General features: G+C 57.6%; 21 protein-coding genes. 8 read left to right on the plus strand and 13 right to left on the minus strand.

What is annotated here, in order from left to right:
* Positions 1-212 precede the first annotated feature (212 nt).
* The gene (locus tag VB780_RS14590) at positions 213-830 is read right to left on the minus strand and encodes a GNAT family N-acetyltransferase (protein ID WP_323351892.1); all 618 of its coding nucleotides are present in this window, start codon (positions 828-830) and stop codon (positions 213-215) included.
* 315 nt (positions 831-1145) lie between these two features.
* On the opposite strand from VB780_RS14590, the gene VB780_RS14595 reads away from it, so the two are divergent.
* Complete coding sequence (locus VB780_RS14595) at positions 1146-2156, plus strand: hypothetical protein (protein WP_323351893.1); 1011 nt, start codon at positions 1146-1148, stop codon at positions 2154-2156.
* A gap of 83 nt (positions 2157-2239) precedes the next feature.
* On the opposite strand, the gene VB780_RS14600 is transcribed toward VB780_RS14595, so the two are convergent.
* Positions 2240-2956 carry a histidine phosphatase family protein gene (locus VB780_RS14600; RefSeq protein WP_323351894.1) on the minus strand — a complete coding sequence of 239 codons (717 nt, stop codon included), beginning with the start codon at positions 2954-2956 and terminating at the stop codon, positions 2240-2242.
* Between the two features lie 144 nt (positions 2957-3100).
* On the opposite strand from VB780_RS14600, the gene VB780_RS14605 reads away from it, so the two are divergent.
* The 5 genes from VB780_RS14605 (at position 3101) to VB780_RS14625 (ending at position 9598) form a co-directional block, all read left to right on the plus strand.
* Complete coding sequence (locus VB780_RS14605) at positions 3101-4297, plus strand: hypothetical protein (RefSeq protein WP_323351895.1); 1197 nt, start codon at positions 3101-3103, stop codon at positions 4295-4297.
* Complete coding sequence (locus tag VB780_RS14610) at positions 4294-5193, plus strand: mechanosensitive ion channel family protein (protein ID WP_323351896.1); 900 nt, start codon at positions 4294-4296, stop codon at positions 5191-5193. Before VB780_RS14605 ends, VB780_RS14610 begins: the two co-directional genes overlap by 4 nt.
* Before the next feature lie 102 nt (positions 5194-5295).
* Positions 5296-6120, plus strand: coding sequence for a cation diffusion facilitator family transporter (locus VB780_RS14615; RefSeq protein WP_323351897.1), 825 nt, complete (start codon positions 5296-5298; stop codon positions 6118-6120).
* Positions 6121-6192: 72 nt separating this feature from the next.
* The gene (locus VB780_RS14620; RefSeq protein WP_323351898.1) at positions 6193-7716 is read left to right on the plus strand and encodes a D-Ala-D-Ala carboxypeptidase family metallohydrolase; all 1524 of its coding nucleotides are present in this window, start codon (positions 6193-6195) and stop codon (positions 7714-7716) included.
* Between the two features lie 196 nt (positions 7717-7912).
* Complete coding sequence (locus tag VB780_RS14625; protein WP_323351899.1) at positions 7913-9598, plus strand: hypothetical protein; 1686 nt, start codon at positions 7913-7915, stop codon at positions 9596-9598.
* Here VB780_RS14625 and VB780_RS14630 read toward each other — a convergent pair.
* The 4 genes from VB780_RS14630 to VB780_RS14645 form a co-directional block, all read right to left on the minus strand.
* The gene (locus VB780_RS14630) at positions 9595-10419 is read right to left on the minus strand and encodes an SDR family oxidoreductase (protein ID WP_323351900.1); all 825 of its coding nucleotides are present in this window, start codon (positions 10417-10419) and stop codon (positions 9595-9597) included. The genes VB780_RS14625 and VB780_RS14630 overlap by 4 nt on opposite strands.
* Positions 10416-11069: a ribonuclease III gene (gene rnc, locus VB780_RS14635; RefSeq protein ID WP_323351901.1), complete on the minus strand. Its 654-nt coding sequence runs from the start codon at positions 11067-11069 to the stop codon at positions 10416-10418. The genes VB780_RS14630 and rnc overlap by 4 nt, the downstream gene beginning before the upstream one ends.
* A 160-nt stretch (positions 11070-11229) precedes the next feature.
* Positions 11230-11634: a PIN domain-containing protein gene (locus tag VB780_RS14640; RefSeq protein ID WP_323351902.1), complete on the minus strand. Its 405-nt coding sequence runs from the start codon at positions 11632-11634 to the stop codon at positions 11230-11232.
* Positions 11621-11863 carry an antitoxin family protein gene (locus tag VB780_RS14645; RefSeq protein ID WP_323351903.1) on the minus strand — a complete coding sequence of 81 codons (243 nt, stop codon included), beginning with the start codon at positions 11861-11863 and terminating at the stop codon, positions 11621-11623. Before VB780_RS14645 ends, VB780_RS14640 begins: the two co-directional genes overlap by 14 nt.
* Before the next feature lie 85 nt (positions 11864-11948).
* On the opposite strand from VB780_RS14645, the gene VB780_RS14650 reads away from it, so the two are divergent.
* Positions 11949-12296, plus strand: a complete 348-nt coding sequence (locus VB780_RS14650) for a DUF3027 domain-containing protein (RefSeq protein WP_323351904.1) — start codon at positions 11949-11951, stop codon at positions 12294-12296.
* Positions 12297-12462: 166 nt separating this feature from the next.
* Here the strand turns inward: VB780_RS14650 and VB780_RS14655 are convergent, their stop codons facing one another.
* The 6 genes from VB780_RS14655 to VB780_RS14680 form a co-directional block, all read right to left on the minus strand.
* A complete protein-coding gene (locus VB780_RS14655; protein WP_323351905.1) occupies positions 12463-13515 on the minus strand; it encodes a hypothetical protein in 1053 nt (350 codons plus the stop codon).
* A gap of 22 nt (positions 13516-13537) precedes the next feature.
* Positions 13538-14089: a J domain-containing protein gene (locus tag VB780_RS14660; RefSeq protein ID WP_323351906.1), complete on the minus strand. Its 552-nt coding sequence runs from the start codon at positions 14087-14089 to the stop codon at positions 13538-13540.
* A gap of 186 nt (positions 14090-14275) precedes the next feature.
* Positions 14276-14482 (minus strand): type II toxin-antitoxin system HicB family antitoxin, encoded by a 207-nt coding sequence (locus VB780_RS14665; RefSeq protein ID WP_323351907.1) that lies wholly within the window; start codon positions 14480-14482, stop codon positions 14276-14278.
* On the minus strand, positions 14479-14694 hold the full coding sequence (locus VB780_RS14670; protein WP_323351908.1) for a type II toxin-antitoxin system HicA family toxin: 216 nt from the start codon (positions 14692-14694) through the stop codon (positions 14479-14481). The genes VB780_RS14665 and VB780_RS14670 overlap by 4 nt, the downstream gene beginning before the upstream one ends.
* Before the next feature lie 53 nt (positions 14695-14747).
* A complete protein-coding gene (locus tag VB780_RS14675) occupies positions 14748-14960 on the minus strand; it encodes a DUF2283 domain-containing protein (RefSeq protein WP_323351909.1) in 213 nt (70 codons plus the stop codon).
* 189 nt (positions 14961-15149) lie between these two features.
* Positions 15150-16634 carry a glutamate synthase subunit beta gene (locus VB780_RS14680; protein ID WP_323351910.1) on the minus strand — a complete coding sequence of 495 codons (1485 nt, stop codon included), beginning with the start codon at positions 16632-16634 and terminating at the stop codon, positions 15150-15152.
* A gap of 208 nt (positions 16635-16842) precedes the next feature.
* On the opposite strand from VB780_RS14680, the gene VB780_RS14685 reads away from it, so the two are divergent.
* Positions 16843-17148 (plus strand): hypothetical protein, encoded by a 306-nt coding sequence (locus VB780_RS14685; protein WP_323351911.1) that lies wholly within the window; start codon positions 16843-16845, stop codon positions 17146-17148.
* A 66-nt stretch (positions 17149-17214) separates the two neighbouring features.
* Here the strand turns inward: VB780_RS14685 and gltB are convergent, their stop codons facing one another.
* Positions 17215-21855 (minus strand): glutamate synthase large subunit, encoded by a 4641-nt coding sequence (gene gltB / locus VB780_RS14690; RefSeq protein WP_323351912.1) that lies wholly within the window; start codon positions 21853-21855, stop codon positions 17215-17217.
* Positions 21856-22092: the final 237 nt, after the last annotated feature.

A 22092-nucleotide genomic window follows, 5' to 3' on the forward strand; every position in this document is an offset into this window, starting at 1 on the left:
TCAAAATTGGAGATCATCCCCGTCACATAGTAGCGACAACAGCTCAATTAGCTACAGTCTGGGTTCTTTTAAGGCTCTGGTTACTGAGGTTCCCAGGCCTTCATTCTAGGGTAAACACCTGCCAGACCCCCCATGAAGTGTTTAGCTGCGCTGAAGGAGGGATAAATTTCTCGATCAATAGCTTGAGGTTTCTGTGAAGTTGTCTGGCTGGGCTAGGGCTGGCTCGGTGGCGGTGGCGGCGGCAGGGTTTTGTGCAACAGCAGCCGACGGGCCTGGAGCCCTAGCCACGAGGCTGGTGAGTCTTCGGCCTGCACCACCGAAAACCCGGCTTTGAGGTAGAGGGCTCGGGCGGCCAGGTTATCTTCCATCACGTGGAGGTGCAGTTCATAGATGCCCCACCGCTGGGCAACCTGTTCGCACGATCGCAGCAGGGCCAGCGCAACCCCCTGCCGCCGAAAGGTTTGATCAACCGCCAGGTTTGAAATATATACGTGGCGATCGCCCTGCCAGGGCCAAGGCTGGCGCAGTGAGGCTTCGACGGTACCGGCAATGGCGTCGCTGGGGCTGGCCGGACAATCCTCAGTAGGAGGCGCTATGGCGGCTAAGCAGGCGTAGCGAGGCGACTGAGCCTTGAGCCGCTGCTTTAAGTCTTCGTAAATCCCCAGCCGAATGAAGGGATACACCCACTGCCGCCAGCCGCCGCGATCGTAAAAGCTAGCGGTGAGCACATCGGCCAGCCGGTCGAGATCGCGCAGACTGGCCGTGCGCACCTGCGGCTGGGGTGTTGCCGAGGCCGCCAAAGGATGAATGTTGGGGTCGGCCTGTACCATGAGCCTCTGCGGCAAACACAACTAAGGAGATTTCCAGGAAAGAAGATACCAGCTTCAATCCAGCGACTATAGCCGCTGTAGGGTGGGCACTGCCCACCATTAGGGAAACTCTTTTTCAGCAGTCTCCTAATGCCAGGGTTGGCGATCGCAAAGCGAGTGCCCGGCACTCAGTCTGGATGTTTGGCCAATTGCCTTAGCAGTCAATATACCCTTCTCCCCCCGCTCAACGGGTACGATCTAGAGAATGGTTTTGTTCACCACCGCTGGTTAGCGCCGGTATTGTCTCTGGACTGCCCTGGCGGGTGCTTGCTATCTATGGCCAATTCTTCCTTTTTAACCACCTTTACCCGCCACCGCGACCCCAAGCTGCTGTGGCCAGTGGCTGCCGTGGCCTCGGTGCTAGCCCATGGCCTGGCTCTGGGGATGGTGCGTACCCTGGCCATTCAGACCCCCGCCCTGCCCGAGGGCGAGATGGCTCCGCTACCGATTCAGATGGTAGATTTGCCCCTCGACTCACCCGCCCCTGAAGCGCCCGCCGAAAATTCAGACCCCACATCGTCCGCTGAGGACTCAACCGCACAGTCTTTTTCCCCAGCGGATGCGGCGATCGCTGAGGCTGCCCAGGTCGCTCAGGCTGCCGCTGCGCCGGAGCCCCCTGTAAGCCCGGCTCCTTCGCGCCCGTTTATAGAACCGTCGGTTACGGCTACGCCCCCGCCAGCGGCACCCCCAGTTGCGAGCCCGCCCGTGGCCCCCGCCCCCCGGCCGACCCCGGCCCCAGTCACTCAGGATCCCCCTGCCGTAGCTCCTGCCCCGCCCCGCCCCGCTGCGCCGGTTTCGCCAGCCCCGGAAGTCAGCCGACCGCCTGGAGCAGAGGGCTTGCCAGGGGTTGAGAATCCTGCCCCTGGCGAGCCGCTCCCCTCGGCCCCACCGGAGAATGCTGCACCGGGTGAGTCCGAGGGCCAGGGCGGACAGGTGGTACCCGTGGGCCTGCGCCTTGACCCCAATGGCCGAGACATTCCTGAAACGGCCCCGCAGCTGTTGGATACCAGCGCGATTGCCATGCGGCCTCTGGCGTCTAGCTGCGGGTTTGCCAACCTAGATGCGCTGCTGGCGGGAATCTCGGCTTCCTCGGTGCAGATGCAGATTCGGGTGGAGCCCAGCGGCGAGATTTCTAACGTGCGGCTGGTGCAGGGCACGGGCAGCAGCGCGGTGGATGACTTGGTGAGCTGTGTGGTGCGGCAGCGGCTGCGGCTACAACCGGCTAGCTCGGCGGGGGTGGCGCAGCTGACGGATGCGTTTATTTTGGAGGCGCGGGTTCAGTTTTGAGTGTTTAGGTTTAAGTTTTTGAATTTTCGCGTTTAAGTACAGCTCAAAATTCAAAATTCAAAATTGAGAATTCAAAACTAGCGTTAGCTCTGCAAGTGGGTGGTGTCGTTGAAGCGCTTGATGCGCCACAGTTCGCTATTGAGACGGTTAGGGCCAAACTGGGGCCAGCGATCGCGATCGAGCCAAAATTCAAACACAGCGGTGTTGGCCATGGGTAGACCCCAGGCGCGATCGCAGCCCATTAAACAAGCGATCGCGTGCTGCAAAATCCAGTGGTGGCCGATGACGAGCAGGCGATCGCCGTTGCGGTGGCGTTCAATCAGCTCATCTATAACGCGTTGGGCTCGGTTGTGGCCCTGCTCTAGGGTTTCGGCCTGGGGAATGGGCTGCCAGTCGAGGCTGGTTTCGAGCTGGTGGCAGAGGGCGGGGTGGCGATCGCAGGCTTCGGCCCAGGTTAGGCCGGTGAAAATTCCGACGTCGTATTCTTTGAGGCCATCTAATAGTGTTACGGGAATCGTCTGACCAGAGGCCAGAGTCACGGTCATAGAATTTCTTGCAGACTCAGGATCCTTATATCCTAAGCCTCGGAGAGTTTCGGCCAGGGTGGCGATCGCCCGCTCTAGCGGACTGCAATAGATGTGGGTGGGCTCCCAGCCGGTGGAGGCCAAGTGCTGCCCGAGCCTCAGTGACTGCTGCGCCCCCAGCGGAGTTAGCCCGCTAGAGCTACAGCCCTCCATGCGGCCCTCGGTATTGCCCACCGACTGGCCGTGGCGCACCAGCAGCAGCTTGAGAACGGTCATTGGCTCAAATTCAACAGTAAGCTATCTCTAGATTTTAGGTCGCTCGGGCCATGGTGCCCTGGGGGTGGCTGGCAGGGTGCCGCTAGATTGCGCCGGAAGGGCTGCGCCAGAGGGGCTACATCGCTGTTGTTTTCAGCATTTTTTATGGTCGGCAAGCTGGTTAAAAACATGGTCAGTCAGGCGCAGTCGGGGCTGCTGCGGGCCAAGGCGGCCTCTAAGCGCTCTGAGGAAGGGCTTTGCTCTCTGCCCTCGGTGTGGGATGTGGAGGTACGCCAGCGACTGCGGGCGTTACCTTACCCAGCCGCTTACCTCACCGCCGTGGCGGATCGGATTGCCGAGGCGATCGCCGCCTGGCAAAGCGACCTCGACGCCCCCAATAACCTAGTGCTGCTGGGCAGCCCGGTGGACAATACCGCTGCGGTACTAGACGCGGCGCTGACTGCCGACCATACCCCAGAGCTGACGACCAGCCTAGATATTTTGCGACCTCTGCCCTGGACGATGCGCCCGGCGGATCCTCTCTTGGTCGAGGCCCATCTGACTGAGGCTCTGGCCCGGCTCCAGGAGGCGGAGCAGAGCGACGACGATGACGACCCAGACGACCTGGCTCGCCGCCAGCGAGTAATTGTGCTGCCGCCTCTAGAACAGTGCTATCTGCGCTGCATCGGTGGCTGGCGGGGCATAGAGTGGCTGCGCGATACCGTCAGCGCCCAGCAAAACTACTTTTGGGTGATTCCTAGCAACACGTGGGCCTGGGCGTTTTTAAGCCGGGTGTGCCAGGTAGAGGCGTACTTTAATTACACACACCCCCTACCCCGCCTCGATCGCGACGCCCTCCGCGACTGGATTACCCCCCTGGCCGCAACCCTGGGCCAGCCGCTCTCGGAAGCTGATGAAGCAGCTTCGGCGCTGGGCGATATTTCCTGGTCAACCTTTGCAGAGCTGTGTGAGGGGCGACCCGAGGTAGCGCGATCGCTGTGGCTTAGGTCGCTACGGCTGCAACAGTCTGACCGGCCAGAACAGCCCCAGATCCCCGACCAGGGCAAACCGCTGCCGGTGCTACTGCGCCAGGTGCAGCCCGCCTTGCCGTCTCTGCCTGATCTAGAGGCCGCAGACCACTACGTGATCCACGCGCTGATGCTGCATGGGGTCATGGCGCGATCGCATCTGGCCCTCAGCCTAGGTCAGCCCGAAAGCATGGTGCAGGTGCGGGTACAAATGTTGCGACAGTCGGGCCTGCTGCACCTGGGTCAGTCAGGGCTGAGCATTCACCCGGCCTACTACTCGCGGCTCTATACCGAACTCGATACCAACAACTTTCTTACCGAGGAAAACGCGTGATCAGCCCTCTGCTTCTACGCCCTAATCTGTGGAATTTGTGGTGCCGTCTGGCTCAAATTGACAGCCTGCGGGAAACCGACAACACCGTAGACGCCCTGCTGCGAGAAATTTCCGTCAACCGCATCGTCAATGCGGTGGTCAGCCTGCTGCTGGCCTACGCCCTGCTGACCGGGGTGCAGAGCCTTTCCAACTGGCTCTCAGAGCGGGTGCCAAAGCAGTTTCGGCTCGGCATTAAGCAGTCGATCCCCTTTTGGAAGGGGATCATTCTGATTGCCCTGATTGCCCATATTCTGGGGTTATTTTTTAACCTTTCGGGGCAAAATCTGGTGGCGATCACGGGCACCATTGCGGTGGCCCTGGGCTTTGCCTTCAAAGACTACGCCACCTCGATTATTGCCGGGGTGGTGGCCCTGTTTGAGGCCCCCTACCGGGTGGGCGATCGCGTCACCATTGGCGACTACTACGGTGAAGTGGTGAGCTACGGGCTGCGGGGCATTCGCCTACAAACCTTCGACGACACCCTAGTCACCATTCCCCACAGCGTTACCTGGAGCGACCCCGTTGCCAATGCCAATAGCGGCAGCCTAGAGGCCCAGGTGGTGACCGACTTCTATGTTGACCATGAGGCCAACTTGCAGGCCATCACCGATATTCTCCACCAGGCCGCCTACAGCAGCCGCTTTGTGCAGCTCAAGCTGCCCATTGCGGTGGTGCTGGCCGAAATGCCCTGGGGCAGCCACCTCAAGCTGCGGGCCTACCCAATGGATGTTCGCGATGAACCGGCCTTTCGCACCGACATTCTGCGGCGGGCCAAGGCGGCACTGGCAGAGCTCCCAGTGGTATATCCACGGCTGAATCCGATGATGGGGTTAGAGGGAGGGAATCACGAGGGATGAGGGAAACTGGGAAAACTGTCTATATCAAGCTTCCATAACCTCGGAGCTATGCCAAAATGCGTAGACGAATCATTCAACCCCGCGACCTTTAGATTTTTCTCCATGTCGTCTTTTGTTCACCCCACCTCATCTCTGCCCTGTCGCTGCGGCCTAGATGCCGCTGACAGAAAACGTTTAGGTCTGTTTCTCAGTCTGGTGCTGGGGTTTGCGGTGGTGGAATGGCTGGTGGGTAGCCAGAGCCACAGCCTAGCGCTTCAGTCTGACGCGGGGCACATGCTTACCGATGTGGGGGCGATCGCCCTAGCCCTGTCCGCTAGCTGGCTAACGCGGCTAACCCTGAACCGTCCCCGGCCCGGTCAACCGCGATTGGAGGCGATCGCGGCCCTAGTGAATGGCCTGGGCCTGCTGGCCATGGCGGGGCTAATTTCCCTAGAGGCTTGGCAGCACCTAGCTGCGCCCCCCACGGCCCTAGTCAGCGGGCCGATGTTGGGGACTGCCCTAGTGGGTCTGGGCATCAATGGATTTGGGGTTTGGCTGCTCCACGGCCAGGGCGATGAGTCTCTGAACCGGCGCGGGGCGTTTTTGCATGTGGTGGCCGACCTGGTGAGTTCGGTGGGAGTAATTGTAGGGGCGCTGTGTATGGCGCTGTTTCACTGGTTTTGGGTGGATGGGGCGCTAAGTCTGGCGATCGCCCTGCTGATCGGCAGCAGCGCTCTGCCGCTGATCTACCAGAGCTGGGGCCATCTGAGGGGCAACAGGGGCAATGCTGGCCCAGACCTCGCCTCCCTTGGTTTTTTAGAGGCCGGGCGCACCGACTTGAGCGCCCACATTTTGGGGTCATCCTCAACTACCAATGCGCCGCTGACAACGGCTTTGGGTAACAAACCTGGCGTATTGGTGACAAAACTGCGCCACAACGGCGTTTAGATTCTAATATTCATAGCTAGGTGGCCATCTCTGCATGGGCCAGCACTGCACTGTGTCTACGGGAGTCAAACCATGGGTACCTGGGTTAAGGAAACCGATGAAGCTTTTTACCTGATGCAGGGAAACCAGTGGATCTCCCGCATTCAGAAGCGCCCCTCTGCCGCCAATCCCAAGGAGCAGGTGCTCAATGTGGAAGGCATGCGGGACTGGTTTTTGCGATCGGACTCGCCCCTAGCCATGACGGTGTCGGTCGGGGCAGGCGGGGCCGAGCCCGAGCAGGCGGGTTCCTCTGGGGGAGAGACGCCACCCCCGGACGGCGGCGGTACCTCGCCTGAAGAACCGGGCGGTGAACCCGCCCCCGAACCCGCCAAGAGCCTGGCGCTGCGGGTCAAAAGCACGACCTATTTTAAGCTCCAGCCCAAGCTGGCCAGCGAACTCACCGATGCCGAAAAGGTGCTGGTCACCAACGGCACGACCTTTGACATTCAGTACTATATCGATGTGGGCAAAAACCACTGGCAGGTGCAACTGCTCGAACCCACCCTGGGCGATAAAACCAATCGCACCTGGTATGTCTACACCCCAGATATTGATGTGCTGACCGGCGTGCGGCTGCGGGTGATCAGCGACACCCTCTTCAAAACCGAGCCCAAAATATCGTCGCAGCTGAGCGAGTCACAAAAGGTGTTTGTTAAAAACGGCACCCAGCTAAATCTGCTGGCCTTTAAGCCAGCGGCGGGCGACCACTACGAGGTCGAACTGGCCGATGCGATCGTGGGGGCTGAAGTCAACACCAAATGGTACGTCTACAGCCTCGACACCAAGGTAGACGGCAATCGTCAGACCCTAGAAGTGACGGGTGACACCATCTTTAAGGCTCGGCCAGTGCAGGCCAGCCAGCTCTCCGACGCCGATAAGGTGCTAGTGAAGAAGGGCACGGTGTTCTTGCTGAATTCCTACGCCCAGCCCGAGAGCAACCACGTGCGGGTGGCCTTGCAAGGTGCTTTTCTTGGCCCCCAAAACCGCACCTCTTGGTACGCTTACGTGCCCGATATTCAAATTTCAGGCACTGAGATTGGCAACCGTCCCGGTGACCAAGGTTCAGGGCAGCCCGGCAACCCCGCTGACCGGGGCGTGGCGCTGCGCTTTCCTGGATTTACGGGCACCTACTACTCCAACGACCCAATTCAGCCGAAAAACCGCTATGGGGTGCGGGGCAACTTTACCTGGGGCGAGGCTCTGCACGTCAACCGCTCTACGGGGGCCTACCGCCGCCCCGCCAACGCTGGCGTCATCTACAACATTTTGAAAGTGGCCGATGCTATGGAAGAAATTCGCAAGATGTACGGCGACAAGCCGCTGCAAATTAACTCCTGGTATCGCGACCCGGCCACCAATGCGGCGGTGGGCGGTGCGTCTATGTCGCGCCACCTAGCAGGCGATGCAGTGGACTTTGTGGTACCCGGCGTGCGGTGCTTTGATGTCTATGCCCGGCTGAATGGCTGGTGGGGTAGCCGGGGCGGATTGGCCAGCTCTTCGGTGTTTACCCATATCGACGTGCGCGGCTACCGAGCCCGCTGGAGCTACGGCTACTAGGCCAGGGCGCGTTTTGCGAGTTTGGATGGCTCTGCGATGGGAAAAAACTTGTCGTAGAGCTGTTTTGCGATATCGGTATCCTTTGCCAAATCGCTCTGCAATAGCTTTGATTGACACCCCACGTTCTGCAGGGGCACAGCATGCTCTGCCCCTACCTGGGGTAGTCAGAGATGTCAGAAAGTTTTTGGCTCTGGCAATGCTCACACTGGCGCTGAGCTTAGGGGGAATGCCAGTACCGGGTCTGGCGCTTTCGCCGCCCCCCGAGGCTGTTCCCACCCCTGATCTGGCCGGTTTCCCCCTAGTGAGATCCTACGATTTGGGGATGTCTAGCCTGGCCCAGAGCGGGGAGGAATTTGACCCAATGCCGCTGGCGCTGACGGGGGCGATCGCCCTTCCCCCCGGCGATTCCCCTATTCCCTGGGTCGTGGTGCTCCACGGTCGCCATGCGGGCTGCCACTTTCAGCCCGAGGCTACCAGCCAGTGGCCTTGTAATCCTGAATCTCGCTTTGATTTGGGGTTTGCCTACTTGGCCCAGGCTCTGGCTGAGGCGGGCTACGGCGTGCTGATGCCTAACCTAAATGCGGCCTTTAGCGAAACCTACGGGGCCACCGCCGACACCCGCAGCGAATTTGCCGACCAGCGCAGCGGCCAAATTATTGACGCCCACCTCACCCACCTGGCTCAGGCCCACCGGGAGGACAATTCTAACTTTGGGATTTCTCTAACCGGACGAGTCGATCTGGCTCGTCTGGCCATGGTGGGCCATTCTATGGGGGGAGGTGCGGCGGCCCTTAGTGCGATTCAGCGGCTCGACGGCGACTCGGCAGCGGCCCTGCAAGGCAGAATTGTCTCTGGCCTTGGCCCGATCGCAGCCCTGGTGTTGGTTAGCCCCACACGTAGCTACCCGATCGCTCAGCGTCCCGATGCTTACCAACTGCCGGATGTGCCGACGGCGGTAATCGCTGGGGGGTGCGATCGCGACATTTTTGACCTCAGCAGCCTGTATTACGTCGAAACGGCTCGCCAGCAGCCCCGCGCTACACCGGTTGCCGGAATACTGCTGCCGGGGGCCAACCACAACTATTTCAACGCCGCTGTGGCGGAGGATGACTACTACCGCAACCCAAACAATGGGCCATTGTGCAACCCGCAGCGATCGCGTGATCGTCTGTCGCGGGTGGCCCAAGAAACCTTTCTCGCCCAGTACACCCAGGCGTTTTTGCGCACTGTTTGGCCTGCCTCTAGGGAGGCAGACCTCACTGAGGTGGGTATGTCTCCTAACCGAGTAGCCCCAGCGGCACTTTTTGAACAGCCTGTGCTCACTACTCTCGTCTCTCCCAATGCCCAGCGGTACACCGTGTTTGAGGCTGAGAATGCGCCAGAAACGATTCTTACTGCTGGGCTAAAAGCGACCTTCTGCGAACCGCTAACCGATTGCCAGCAGCCTGTGCGCCCCTATCCCCACTTTCCGACTCTGCTTACCCTGGGGTGGGAGGCTACTACAGAATTGGTGCAGTTGCCGCTAGAGAGCATCGACGTTAGCAACTTTGCCAGCCTGGAACTGCGTCTTGCCCCTGACCCATCTTGGGCGCTACCCCAGGGGCAGCCAGCGTTTGCGGTGGTGCTGCGCGACGGCCAAGGGGGGGCGACGCGGGTCGAAATTCTCTCTGCGGTGCCTGCTCTGCGACGGTTCGAGGCTGACTCTACCCACGGCAACACGGCACCCCTTTATCCCAGCGCCCTGCGCATTCCCCTGGGGCAGTTCTCTGGTGTAGACCTGGCGGCGTTGACCAGCGTAGAGCTGGTGTTTGACCAAGTTCCCCAGGGCAAGCTGCACCTGGCTAGCATCGAGTTTGTGGGACAAAAGCCCTCAGGCACCTAAATGCCTTCAAACTTGGGATGGCAAAACTCGTAGCCCGCTGCCTTGAGTTTTTGGTTCGACACGCGCACGTTGTAGGGCCGAGCACTGGGTTTGGATGGATCCCACTGCACGGGTTCTAGCTGGTTGGCTTGGCAGACGCGATCGATCAGCTCGCGCACGGTGGGGATTTCGTCTTGCACCAGGTTGTAGAGGCCGCTGAGGGAGTGGGTTTGGGCGTGGGCGATCGCCCCCACAATGTCGTCTAGATGAATCCAGTTGCTGCCTTCGTGGCCAGAGCCGGGGCGGGTAGTGCCAGCGGCGCGGCTATAGATTTTGGCCAGCTCGCGCCCTGGGCCATAGATGCCGCCGAGGCGAAAGACGCAGACTTGGCGCTCAGGTGTGGTTGCCCGCAGCAGGGTTTGCTCGGTCTCGGCCATGGTGCGGGCGTTATCGGTGGCGGGTTTGACCGGGTCATCTTCTCTCACCCAAGCCCCGTCGTAGTTGCCGTACACCGAATAGCTGCTGGTGAAAATAATCTGCTTTAGGCTGGGAGCGCGATCGAGAGCGCCCACAACTGTTTGAGCTGTCTTTAAGTAAACGTCTTCATAGTTCGCTTGGCGACCGGCCCCTACGCAAATGAGCAGCGTGTCTTGGTCTTGAAGGAGGGCGGCAATGCCTTCTGCATCTGACCCACTGACCACCTGCACAGCATCGGCTACTGTCTGTAAATCACTTACTCGCTCGGAGCTAGTGGTCGTGGCTGTTATGTGGATTTCCTGGGATTTCCACAGGTGCGCTACTGCCTTGCCGACATACCCACAGCCCAAGATTGCTGCCTTCATGGTTTTAAGATCCTCAGTGCTGCGATCGCGGCATTTTTGCGCGCTTCTTTAATACTGCGGCCTTGACCCGTGCCGTAGCTGGTTCCGCCCGCCCAGACTTCTAGGATGAATACTTTAGCGTGGTCGGGGCCAAGGCGCTCTTTTTCTAGGTAGGTGGGCAATGTGCCGCCCATGTGAACCTGTACATATTCTTGCAACTCGGTCACTGGGTCGGTGGCCTGAAGGTCTAGGGCGCGATCGATAAGGGGGCTAAAGATTGCCTCAACATAGCTAAAGGCGGCGGCAATGCCAGAGTCTAAGCGGTAAGCGCCGATCACCGCTTCAAACATGTCGGCTTGAAAGCTGGGGTTGTGGCGCTCGTGCTGGGCACCAGCCCCCAGGCGCATTTGGTTGGGAATGCCTAACTGCACTGCTATCTCTGCTAGGGATGGCTCATCGACGAGGCGATCGCACCGCTGAGACATTTCGCCCACGGCTAGGTGAGGATAGCGGGCAAAGATTAAATCGCGCACCACAACTTCAAGAATTCCGTCGCCCAAAAACTCTAGGCGATCGTAATCGGGGCCTTCGCTGGGGTGTTCGTTAGCGTAGCTGCTGTGGGTGAGCGCTTGCCGAAGCAAAGCTGGATTTTGGAAACTAGGCAAGGGCATTGTGCGATTGAGTTTGTTCAGAGCAGTTCAGTAACGCTCATCAAGTCAAGATAGCACTCCCGCACCGCCTGTTTAAGAAGTGTGTAAGCCAGTGTGCTGCGATCGAGGAAGTTGAGCTTGTAATCAGAGCGAGGGGCTATAAAATAGTGGTCAATGATCTTTACACTTCAAAGGGATTGACGATAGTCAAGCTGTCAATTTTTGAGTATCCGAAGTCTTCTGAGTAAAGGGTTTGGATATTAATTTCTAAACACGCTGCCACAATCATTGCATCCCAATGGGATAGGCTAAATCTACTGTGCAAGGTCTCTGCTCGATCAAGCACATCCCAGTTAGGCAGCGAAGTGTACCAAACTTGTTGTAGATCTCGAATATATTGATAGGCCTGGGTTTTGTCGTAACCCAGGGGTTCCAGTTTGCGACTAGCTGCTAAATACTCTGTTGCGACTTGCCATAACAAAACGCCATCCACTAACTCGGCTATAAGCGAAGTCGCTACACGTTGCTTGATAGGGTCACGGGGATCGTTGACATAAATTAAAATGTTCGTATCAACGGCGTTCATGCAGAGAGTCTCTAGTGAAGTAGGGAGCGTTGAGAGGAATAGGGTTTTGCTGCATTCGCTCTACTAATGCTCTCAAAAACTGCCGCTTTGCTGCTACATCAGCAATGGGGGGTGAAGTTATTTGGGAAGCCTGTACCAATAGCTCAACCTCTGTGCCTTCGGGAAGCTCAAAGGCTGTTTGGGGAATAAAGGCACCGTTACGGTAGATAGCTCGCAAAGATTGAGTCATGGCGGGTCCCGATTGGAGGCAGTCTAATTTAAGGATAGCTTGTAGATTGGGTTGAGCTAGAGAAACCAACCTACAGGTACCCAGTATGGGCGCGATCGTCTACGGTGCTAACGAGTCGATCGCAGGGGGAGAGCGTTTAAGACTGTCCTTGTCGTATCACAGCAGTGAGCCAATGCCTGAATTACATCAGCGTCTTCTGGAGATTGTTCAATACCTACCCAGCGACTTTGAGCCCTATGGTCGTCGCGATCGCGATGATGATTGGGGACCCGATTGTTCTTGTGGCTGCAAGTATTTCTTGCCGTTGGAGGGTCAACTGGGTATGGATTGGGGAGTGTGTGCTAATCCTGCCAGCCCTAGGGCAAGTTTGCTGACCTTTGAGCATCAGGGGTGTAAAGAATTTGAAGCCGGTGAAGATGAAGCCTATGATTAAATCGTAGCCCTTTCGGCTTTGTTGTCAGGTGGTACAGGTTCAAAATGTAAAACCATGACCTGATTTAGCTGTAAACCTAAGGATTCGTATGTACGCCCTTCGCGATCGCTTACGCCCTTGGTATCGTCGGGCGCTACTCCCTTCTATTCAGCATACACAGAACTCACTAAGGCATGTGATAGTGATTTTCGAAAAATGACTGAATTCTTTCTAGCTTAATGACCAGAGCATCAAGATTCCTGGTACTTCGCTTTGTCTCAAACTTACCTCCTTCTGCATGAAATAAATATTCAATAAGATCTTTTGGCTCACAACTTTCACTACCATGCCATCTGTGGAAACCACGATGTATCTCAGAATGCATGACGAGCAGATTGTCCAAGACATCTGCTAGATCTGGTCTTGAGCTACGATCAAACAGGTGATGGACATGGAGATCGAAGGGCCGGGCAGGAGTACGCTTCAGTAAAGAAACCTGGCAGGTGTTATCAGCAACTCTTTTGGCCTTTTCCATTGCCTTGTTGATTCGGCTTTCGGCTGATTCCAAGTATTTCCTTTGTTCTTGAATCGCGTCCTCAATTTCTTCAAACACCGTGTCTGTCCAAGCTTTTCGGGATGCCCGTGATCTCTTTCCATGGTTTTGAGACATATCTTGGGCTAAACCAACAATTCCAATTTGGCTCCAGTATTGGATATTGTCTATAACATCAAAATGCTTTCCGGGCTTTAACTGCTCTTGCCCTTCTAAACTATTATTATTCTGTATTCGCTTAATTGATGCGTTTATCCCCTTGCCATTTGTGCGCAAAATACGAATAATTTTTGGCCTTTCTAGAAAGACTAAGTCAGGCGTCAAGCTTGCATCATCTAGGTTCGAAAATTCAATGGAAACTTGTCTTCTAACTAAGTGGCGACGTATCCTTTTGCGTCGATGGGTAAAAGCTTCTACCACTTCGTCTACTAAGCTAGCGAAAAACCCTTGTGTTTCAACTTCCTGAAGATGCTTTGCAAGTGCTACAGCCCCTGCCTCGTAAAATTGTCGTTTTTTTACATCTTTTCGCACCCACTCGAAATGCTCTCCCTCAACTAGCTCCCATTCATCGTCAACATTTCTGTCGAAGAAATCACAAACTCTATAGAGTTTGTTGATGTTAATTCTCAATATGCTTGCCGTTTCTTGATCAGATAAAAGAATGTGTTTTCGTTGTGCTGCTGGCATTTCAACTATTCACCTAAAATACTTAGCGTAATAAAAGTAAGGAATCTCGCATCTTTTGAAGTTCTTCAAAGACCTTGCGATCTCCGCCAGTATCTGGGTGATGTTTTTTGGCTAGCTGACGAAAGGCCGTATTTATATCATCAGCAGTGGCAGTTTTTGGATCCAGTTGAAACACCTGCCAGGGGCGAAAATTTTTGAGCACGTCAATCCCATTGATGGTGTTTGGCCCAATTTCATTGCGCTCGTTTTCAGGAACTCGCACCCATTCGCGATAGAGTGTCAGCCATGAATCTTTATAGCTAAAATTAAAGCCACGTCCAGCAGTAGCTAGCTGAAACGCCTTGTTTTTCTTAAGAGATTTATAATCAGAACAATTAAACGCTTGACAAACTGCCTCCTTCAATTCATTCAGGCTTGGTTCAATTTCCTTGAACTTCCCACCATTCACAAATTCAGCAAAATCCAACAAAATTTGCTCATCGTAACTGTGCAGCTTTGCCAGGTTGCGGATTTGTGCTCGAATTTGATTAATGGTCGCTGGCTTGCGACGATTTGACGGCTTTTTCTGGCTCATGCAATTTTGAGGTAGAGACGGGATGCGATAATGGGTACACGTGGGGACACCCTATTACTATCTACAATATGCCCAGCAACGAACCGGAACGCCCTACCTGCATAGCTTAATCTTGATAGTTGGTTGTAATGATCTTCATATTGGTAGAAAACCTAAGGGCTTGAGGGCACTGCCCGTCCTCAGCTCTTAAGCAGCAGCAGGTTTAGGTTTGGGTAGGAGCAACCCGTCTTCCTCTAGCAAAAGCTGCAAAACCTCTTGACCATTTCGTGCGGCTTCTTCGTAGCTGTTGCCGTGGGTACGATAGGTCTGTTCGGGAAAGTCGGGCAGATGCACCAGAAAGCAATCATCTTCCTCTGACCAGACAATTGCCATTTCATAACGAAGGGTGCTCATTGTCTCTCATCCCCTTGCTGCATCACTATTCTAATCGCTTCAGCTACTTCCCTTTCCTGGTAGGGTTTGGCATCACTCCCATCCTTACCAGATATGGTGACTCGACCCATATATTGGGGGTGCAACCACTTGGTATGGCTCCCCTTACCTGATTTTTCGTAAAAGCCAGCTTTTTTAAGCATAGCTTTCAGCTCTCGGATTTTCTTCGGCAACTTCAGCCCCCACGGTTACTCAAGCTTAGGATTTCCTTGCAAGAGATGCAGTGCTAAGCAGCCTTCGCCAGCTTGGCCCGTAATCCAATCACCGTTAGCCCAACAACTTCCCGATTTGCTTCGTCATAGCGAAGCACAACTCCATCGCCAATATCGACTCCAAAGGCTGGACGAGGTTCACCAACTGTCAGATATAAGACATCCGCTTCGTCGTCATAATCCCAGTTGGCCTGGTCAGATGTTTGTAGGATTTTCAATCCGTCCATAAAACCTTACCTCTGTCTGTCTGCCGTTTGGCTGTGTTTTGCTGAGCGGCAGTGCTGCTATTGTCGTAGATCCTTCTATTGACAGTTCAATGGGTATTGATAAAAAGCGAGAAACCGGGTTTCTGTTAGCCCTTATTGATTGCTAGTTCTAGCACTTGAGGCAAGAAACCCGGTTTCTGGGTGAGCAAGTTAGGGCAGCTCGGTGGTGCCCATCAGGTAGCGATCGCACTCCCGCGCCGCCCCACGCCCCTCATTGATGGCCCAAACCACCAGGCTCTGCCCCCGGCGACAATCCCCCGCCGCAAACACACCCGGAATCGACGTGGTGTACTGCTCATGCTCAGCTTTCACATTGCTACGACCATCTTTCTCGAGGCCCAAAGCATCGATCAACGGCTGCTCGGGGCCAAGGAAGCCCATCGCCAGCAGCACCAAATGGGCGGGGACAACCTTCTCGGTGCCGGGCACGTTCTGCGGCACAAACCGCCCATTTTCGTCTTTGCCCCACTGAATTTGTACCGTGTGGACAGCTTTCACGTTGCCCTGCTCATCGCCCTCAAACTTGGTGGCGGTGGTCAGGTAGGCGCGGGGGTCGTCGCCAAACATGGCGGCGGCTTCTTCCTGACCGTAGTCCATCTTGTAGACCTTGGGCCACTCGGGCCAGGGGTTACCCGCCGATCGCGTCTCCGGCGGCTGGGGCATAATCTCCACCTGGGTGACGCTATTGCACCCGTGGCGAATGGAGGTACCCACACAGTCGGTGCCCGTGTCGCCGCCGCCGATGATCACCACATCTTTGCCCGCCGCCGAGATGTAGTCGTTGCCGGGGTAGCCATCCAGCAGCGATCGCGTATTGGCAGTGAGAAATTCCATCGCAAAGTGAATGCCCTTCAGCTCGCGCCCTTCGATGGGCAGATCGCGGGGCTTGGTGGAGCCGGTGCAGAGCACTACAGAGTCGAACTCTTTGAGCAGATTTTCAGCAGAGATGTCTTTGCCAACTTCGGTGTTGCAGACAAAGGTGACGCCCTCGGCCTCCAGCACATCGAGCCGGCGCTGCACCACCTGTTGCTTATCGAGCTTCATGTTGGGGATGCCGTACATCAGCAGGCCGCCGGGGCGATCGGCCCGTTCGTACACGGTGACCCAGTGGCCCGCCGAGTTGAGCTGGGCGGCGGCGGCAAGACCCGCAGGGCCAGAGCCAATCACCGCGACTTTCTTGCCTGTACGCTGCTGGGGCGGGTTGGGGGTGATCCAGCCCGACTCCCAGCCCTTTTCGGCAATGGAATACTCAATGTTTTTGATCGTCACCGGGGGGCTGGTGATGCCCAACACGCAGGAACCCTCGCAAGGGGCAGGGCAAACCCGCCCGGTAAATTCGGGGAAGTTGTTGGTCTTGTGCAGCCGCTCTAGGGCTTCTTCCCACAGGCCGCGATAGACGAGGTCGTTCCATTCCGGGATCAGGTTGTTGACGGGGCAACCGCTGGCCATGCCGCTAATGGTCATGCCCGTGTGGCAAAAGGGGGTGCCGCAATCCATACAGCGAGCCCCCTGGGTGCGGAGGTTTTCCTCCGGCATGTGGAGGTGGAACTCATCCCAGTTGCGAATGCGATCGGCGGGGGCGACTTCTTGCGCCACTTCCCGCAGGTATTCCATAAAGCCAGTCGGTTTTCCCATGGTGGTTATCCTAAAGAATGCGTTGATGAGGGACGTGTAGGTTGGGCAAAACCTGCGTGCCCATTAATGATTTGATTGTGGTGATGGGCATGGTCTATCGACCTTTGCCTATCCTACGGATCTGGTCGTTTCCTAAGCATGGCGGTTCAAAAATAAGCGGTGGGCATACTTGGCTAGAATTGAGTCATATCTAGGCTGAGGTCGGGCCGTGCAGATACCGGAGAATCCAACGAATAGCGACATTCGGGATGCGTTGATCGATCTGCGCCATGTGATCGATGAAGTTCGGAGCGAGGTTCGGGGCGAGATCGATGACGTTCGCAGAGACATTAAGAGCCTGGGTGACAAGGTAGATAAGCAAGACTACAAGTTCGATGCCTACCAGAAAGGCATTGATGGCATGGTACGCATGTCGATCACCATCATCATTGCTACCGCTACTGTGGCCGTTTTACCCAGCCTAAGCCCAGCTATCACCGCCATCATTAACGCCATTACAAGTGGTTCTCAGTAATCGTAGGGTGGGCACTGCCCACCAAAGCCTAGGCCACAGCACCTCACCCCACGAATCCTCTACCCCCTAACTCCCTCCAATTCGCGCGACGTCGCGGGCGTTTTCTTCAAACGCTGCCGTTAGGGCATCGTCGCCAGTGAGCCCGTCGGCCAGGGCTTTTTGGATGTGTTGCAGCACCCGCTTGTAGTCGCGGGGCATCACTTTCACAAACTTGGCGATCGCATTCTCCCAATCCTCCAGCAGGCTCAGCCCCCGCTTGCTCTGGGTGTAATCGACGTGGCGCTGAATCAGTTCTTGCAGATCGCGAATTTCTTCGGGGTCTACCAGCTGCTCCAGATCCACCATTTCGGTGTTGCAGCGGGTGGCAAAGTCGCCCGCCTCATCGAGCACGTAGGCAATGCCGCCGCTCATGCCCGCCGCAAAGTTGCGCCCAGTTAATCCCAGCACGATCGCCTTGCCTCCGGTCATGTATTCGCAGGCGTGGTCGCCGACGCCTTCCACCACGGCGGTCACGCCCGAGTTGCGGACGCAGAAGCGCTCGCCCGCTAGGCCGCGAATGTAGGCTTCGCCGCTAGTCGCCCCATAGAAGGCCACATTGCCGGTGATGATGTTTTCGGCGGGTACAAAGGTGGACTGCTTGGGTGGGTAGACAATCAACTTGCCGCCGCTGAGACCTTTGCCCAGATAGTCGTTGGCTTCGCCTTCCAGCTCTAGGGTGACGCCCTTGGGTACAAAGGCTCCAAAGCTCTGCCCGGCGCTGCCCTGGAAGTGCAGGTGCACGGTGTCGTCGGGGAGCCCTTCCCAGTGGCGCTTGGTGATTTCGTTGCCGAGAATGGTGCCGACAACGCGGTTGATGTTGTGGATGGGCAGGGTGGCGGTGACCTTTTCGCCGCGCTCGATGGCGGGGGCGCACAGCTCCAGCAGGGTGGTCATATCGAGGGATTTCTCTAGACCGTGATCCTGGGCCATCTGGCAGTAGCGACCCACCTCGGGGCCGACCTCCGGCTGGTGGAGAATGGGGGAGAGGTCGAGGCCTTTGGCTTTCCAGTGGTCAATGGCGGCCTTGGGCTCCAGCACATCGGTGCGGCCCACCATCTCATCGATGGTGCGGAAGCCGAGCTGGGCCATCCACTCGCGCATTTCCTGGGCGATGAACTGCATGAAGTTGACCACGTGGTCGGGGTCGCCCATGAAGTGCTTGCGCAGCTCGGGGTCTTGGGTGGCGACGCCTACGGGGCAGGTGTTCAGGTGGCAGACCCGCATCATGATGCAGCCGAGGGAGACCAGGGGCGCAGTGGCAAAGCCAAACTCTTCGGCCCCCAGCAGGGCGGCGATCACCACATCGCGGCCGGTTTTCATTTGGCCGTCGGTTTCGACCACGACGCGGCTGCGCAGGTTGTTCATCACCAGGGTTTGGTGGGTTTCGGCTAAGCCCAGCTCCCAGGGCAGACCGGCGTGCTTGATGGAGGTTTGGGGGGAGGCCCCGGTGCCGCCGTCGAACCCGGCGATGAGGATGACATCGGCGTGGGCCTTGGCCACCCCGGCGGCGATGGTGCCGACCCCGACTTCCGACACCAGCTTGACGTTGACGCGGGCGTCGCGGTTGGCGTTTTTGAGGTCGTGGATCAGCTCGGCCAGGTCTTCAATGGAGTAGATGTCGTGGTGGGGCGGGGGGGAAATCAGGCCCACGCCGGGGGTGGAGTGGCGCACTTTGGCGATCCAGGGGTAGACTTTGCGGCCCGGCAGCTGGCCGCCTTCCCCCGGTTTTGCCCCCTGGGCCATTTTGATCTGGATTTCCTGGGCCTGGGAAAGGTAGAGGCTGGTGACGCCGAAGCGGCCGGAGGCCACCTGCTTGATGGCGCTGTTTTTGGAGTCGCCCTTCTCATTCGTCCAGGTGTAGCGATCGGGGTCTTCGCCACCTTCGCCGGTGTTGGATTTGCCGCCAATGCGGTTCATTGCGATCGCCAGTGCTTCATGGGCCTCCTTGGAAATCGACCCGTAGCTCATCGCTCCGGTCTTGAACCGCCGGGTGATGGCCTCTACGGGCTCCACCTCGTCGAGGGGAATCGGTTCTCGCTGCTTAAACTGAAGCAGATCCCGCAGGCGGAACATCTGCTGATCCTGCTCGTTGACGATGGCGGCGTAGCGCTTGTAGGCGTCGTAGTCGCCGGTACGCACCGCTTTTTGCAGGGTGTGGATCACCTCGGGGCTGAGCAGGTGGGCTTCGCCTTCTTTGCGCCACTGGTAGTCGCCGCCCACATCGAGGGTGACGTGCTCGGCGGGGCGATCGGGAAAGGCGTGGCGGTGGCGCTTGAGGGCTTCTTCGGCCAGCACATCTAGACCCACACCCTGAAGGCGGGAGGCCGTCCAGGTGAAGTATTGGTCGATGACGGTGTGGTTGAGGCCCAGGGCTTCAAAGATCTGCGCGCCGCGATAGCTCTGGATGGTGGAAATGCCGATCTTGGAGGCAATTTTGATCACGCCTTTGGTGACGGCCTTGATGAAGTTCTGGCAGGCTTTCTCCAGTTCCATGGGCGGCAGCAGCTGGTCGGCAATCATGCCCTCAAAGGTGTCGAACACCAGGTAGGGGTTGATGGCACCGCAGCCGTAGCCGATCAGAGTGGCGAAGTGGTGGACTTCGCGGGGTTCGCCCGACTCCAGCACCAGGCCGACGCGGGTGCGGCTGCCGTTGCGAATCAGGTGGTGGTGCAGGCCCGCCACCGCCAGCAGGGCGGGAATGGGGGCGTTGTCTTTGTCGAGGGTGCGATCGCTCAAAATAATCAGGCTGGTGCCGTTGGCGATCGCCTCATCCGCCGCCGCAAAGATCCCGTTCAGCGCCGCCTCTAGCCCCGCTTCGCCTTCCTCAGCCTTGAACACAATCGGCAGCGTCACCGAGGGGAAGTCGCTCTCGCCAGCGTTTTTCAGCTTGGCCAGTTCCGCATTAGTGATGATTGGCGTTTTGAGGTTGATCAGCCGACAGCTCTCGGGCTCAGGCTTGAGCAGGTTGCGCTCGCTGCCGATGGTAGTGTCGGCGGAGGTGATAATCGCCTCACGAATGGAGTCGATGGGCGGGTTGGTGACCTGGGCGAACAGCTGGTGGAAGTAGTCGTAGAGCAGCCGGGGCTTGTTGGAGAGCACGGGCAGGGGCGTATCAGTACCCATCGCGCCCACGGCTTCCACACCGCTTTCGGCCATGGGCTTTAGCAGCAGGCGCAATTCCTCGAAGGTGTAGCCAAAGGCGGTCTGGAGGATGGGTAAGGGCGCGAGGTTGGGTAGGGGCGAACGGCCGTTCGCCCCTACGGGGTTGGTGCCATTGCCGTTTAACCCTGCGGGGTCTGCTGCCTCCGGCAAATCTGCCAGTTTTACCAAATGCTGATCGAGCCATTCCCGGTAGGGTTGCTCGGCGGCAATCTGGTGCTTGATCTCTTCGTCGGAGACAATGCGGCCCTCTTCCATATTCACCAGGAACATGCGGCCCGGCTCCAGGCGACCCTTGTAGGCCACGTTCTCTGGGGCGATGGGTAGCACCCCGGCCTCCGAGGCCATAATCACCAGCTCATCCTTGGTGACGGTGTAGCGGGAGGGGCGCAGGCCGTTGCGATCGAGCACTGCCCCCATCATGGTGCCGTCGGTAAAGGCGATCGCCGCCGGGCCATCCCAGGGCTCCATCAGGCAGGCGTGGTATTCGTAGAAGGCTTTTTTCTCGGCGCTCATCGACTCGTGGGCCGTCCAGGGTTCGGGCACCATCATCATCATGGCGTGGGGCAGCGAGCGCCCCGCCAGGGTCATGAGTTCCAGGGTGTTGTCGAAAATGCCGGAGTCGCTGCCTTCTTTGTTGATCAGCGGCTTGGCCCGGTCGAGATCGCCGCCAAACAGCTCCGAACCAAACATCGACTGGCGGGCATACATCCAGTTGATGTTGCCGCGCAGGGTGTTGATTTCGCCGTTGTGGGCCACGTAGCGGTAGGGGTGGGCCCGCTCCCAGCTGGGGAAGGTGTTGGTGCTAAAGCGCGAGTGCACCAGGGCCAGGGCGCTTTCCATCGCCTCATCGGCCAGGTCGGGGAAGTACATCCCCACCTGCTCCGGCGTCAGCATGCCCTTGTAGACCACCGTGCGGCAGGACAGGCTGGTGGCATACCAGTATGGGTCAACCCCGGTAGGATGAATGGCGGAGTGGGCGCGCTTGCGGATGATATACAGCTTGCGCTCAAAGGCCTGGTCGTCGGCGAGATCGGGCGATCGCCCAATAAACACCTGCTGCATAAACGGCTCGCTGGCCTTGGCCGTCTCCCCCAGGGAGGCGTTGTCGGTAGGCACATCGCGCCAGCCCAGCACCCGCTGCCCCTCTTCTTCAACCACCCGCTCAAACAGGCGGCGGCCCTGCTCCCGGTCTGCCGCATTGGGCGACGAGAAGAAAAAGCCCACCCCGTAGTGCCCCGGCGCTGGCAGGGTAATGCCCTCTACCGCCGCCACCTTGGCCATAAACTTGTGGGGCATTTGCAGCAAGATACCCGCCCCGTCGCCGGTATTCGCTTCGGCCCCCACCGCGCCCCGGTGGGCCAGGTTGACCAAAATCGTCAGCCCCTGCTGCACGATCGTGTGCGACTGCGCGCCTTTCATATGAACGATGAAGCCCACGCCGCAGGCATCGTGCTCGTATTGAGGATGGTAAAGACCTTGGGCTTGGGGCGGTTGAGATAGGGTCATTGATTTATCGAGCAAAACGAAGGAACTCAAACAGGGACAGCTATAGACCAGCCTAGCTATTCTGAGATCAGGCGCAGGCTGCTGACACGTCTCTTAAGAAAATAATCAGATCAGCAACCCGAAAAGATTGCGAAATATCACAAAATTCAGGATTTTTGTTGGCCAAGAATTTCTGCCAAATCAAGCACATCTATAAGAAAAGACACACTGAGCCTGAGAAGGCCCGACATCTTTCGG

The sequence above is a fragment of the Leptolyngbya sp. CCNP1308 genome (genome assembly GCF_034932455.1).
Lineage (GTDB): Bacteria > Cyanobacteriota > Cyanobacteriia > Phormidesmidales > Phormidesmidaceae > Nodosilinea.

Bases quoted from the DNA above. Each gene is read 5' to 3' on its own strand.
- VB780_RS14625 (WP_323351899.1), top strand. From the start codon at position 7,913: ATGCTCACACTGGCGCTGAGCTTAGGGGGAATGCCAGTACCGGGTCTG.
- gltB (WP_323351912.1), bottom strand. From the start codon at position 21,855: ATGACCCTATCTCAACCGCCCCAAGCCCAAGGTCTTTACCATCCTCAA.
- VB780_RS14645 (WP_323351903.1), bottom strand. From the start codon at position 11,863: ATGACTCAATCTTTGCGAGCTATCTACCGTAACGGTGCCTTTATTCCC.
- VB780_RS14680 (WP_323351910.1), bottom strand. From the start codon at position 16,634: ATGGGAAAACCGACTGGCTTTATGGAATACCTGCGGGAAGTGGCGCAA.
- VB780_RS14630 (WP_323351900.1), bottom strand. From the start codon at position 10,419: ATGAAGGCAGCAATCTTGGGCTGTGGGTATGTCGGCAAGGCAGTAGCG.
- VB780_RS14660 (WP_323351906.1), bottom strand. From the start codon at position 14,089: ATGAGCCAGAAAAAGCCGTCAAATCGTCGCAAGCCAGCGACCATTAAT.
- VB780_RS14595 (WP_323351893.1), top strand. From the start codon at position 1,146: ATGGCCAATTCTTCCTTTTTAACCACCTTTACCCGCCACCGCGACCCC.
- VB780_RS14650 (WP_323351904.1), top strand. From the start codon at position 11,949: ATGGGCGCGATCGTCTACGGTGCTAACGAGTCGATCGCAGGGGGAGAG.
- VB780_RS14675 (WP_323351909.1), bottom strand. From the start codon at position 14,960: ATGGACGGATTGAAAATCCTACAAACATCTGACCAGGCCAACTGGGAT.
- rnc (WP_323351901.1), bottom strand. From the start codon at position 11,069: ATGCCCTTGCCTAGTTTCCAAAATCCAGCTTTGCTTCGGCAAGCGCTC.
- VB780_RS14615 (WP_323351897.1), top strand. From the start codon at position 5,296: ATGTCGTCTTTTGTTCACCCCACCTCATCTCTGCCCTGTCGCTGCGGC.
- VB780_RS14590 (WP_323351892.1), bottom strand. From the start codon at position 830: ATGGTACAGGCCGACCCCAACATTCATCCTTTGGCGGCCTCGGCAACA.
- VB780_RS14620 (WP_323351898.1), top strand. From the start codon at position 6,193: ATGGGTACCTGGGTTAAGGAAACCGATGAAGCTTTTTACCTGATGCAG.
- VB780_RS14640 (WP_323351902.1), bottom strand. From the start codon at position 11,634: ATGAACGCCGTTGATACGAACATTTTAATTTATGTCAACGATCCCCGT.
- VB780_RS14655 (WP_323351905.1), bottom strand. From the start codon at position 13,515: ATGCCAGCAGCACAACGAAAACACATTCTTTTATCTGATCAAGAAACG.
- VB780_RS14600 (WP_323351894.1), bottom strand. From the start codon at position 2,956: ATGACCGTTCTCAAGCTGCTGCTGGTGCGCCACGGCCAGTCGGTGGGC.
- VB780_RS14605 (WP_323351895.1), top strand. From the start codon at position 3,101: ATGGTCGGCAAGCTGGTTAAAAACATGGTCAGTCAGGCGCAGTCGGGG.
- VB780_RS14665 (WP_323351907.1), bottom strand. From the start codon at position 14,482: ATGAGCACCCTTCGTTATGAAATGGCAATTGTCTGGTCAGAGGAAGAT.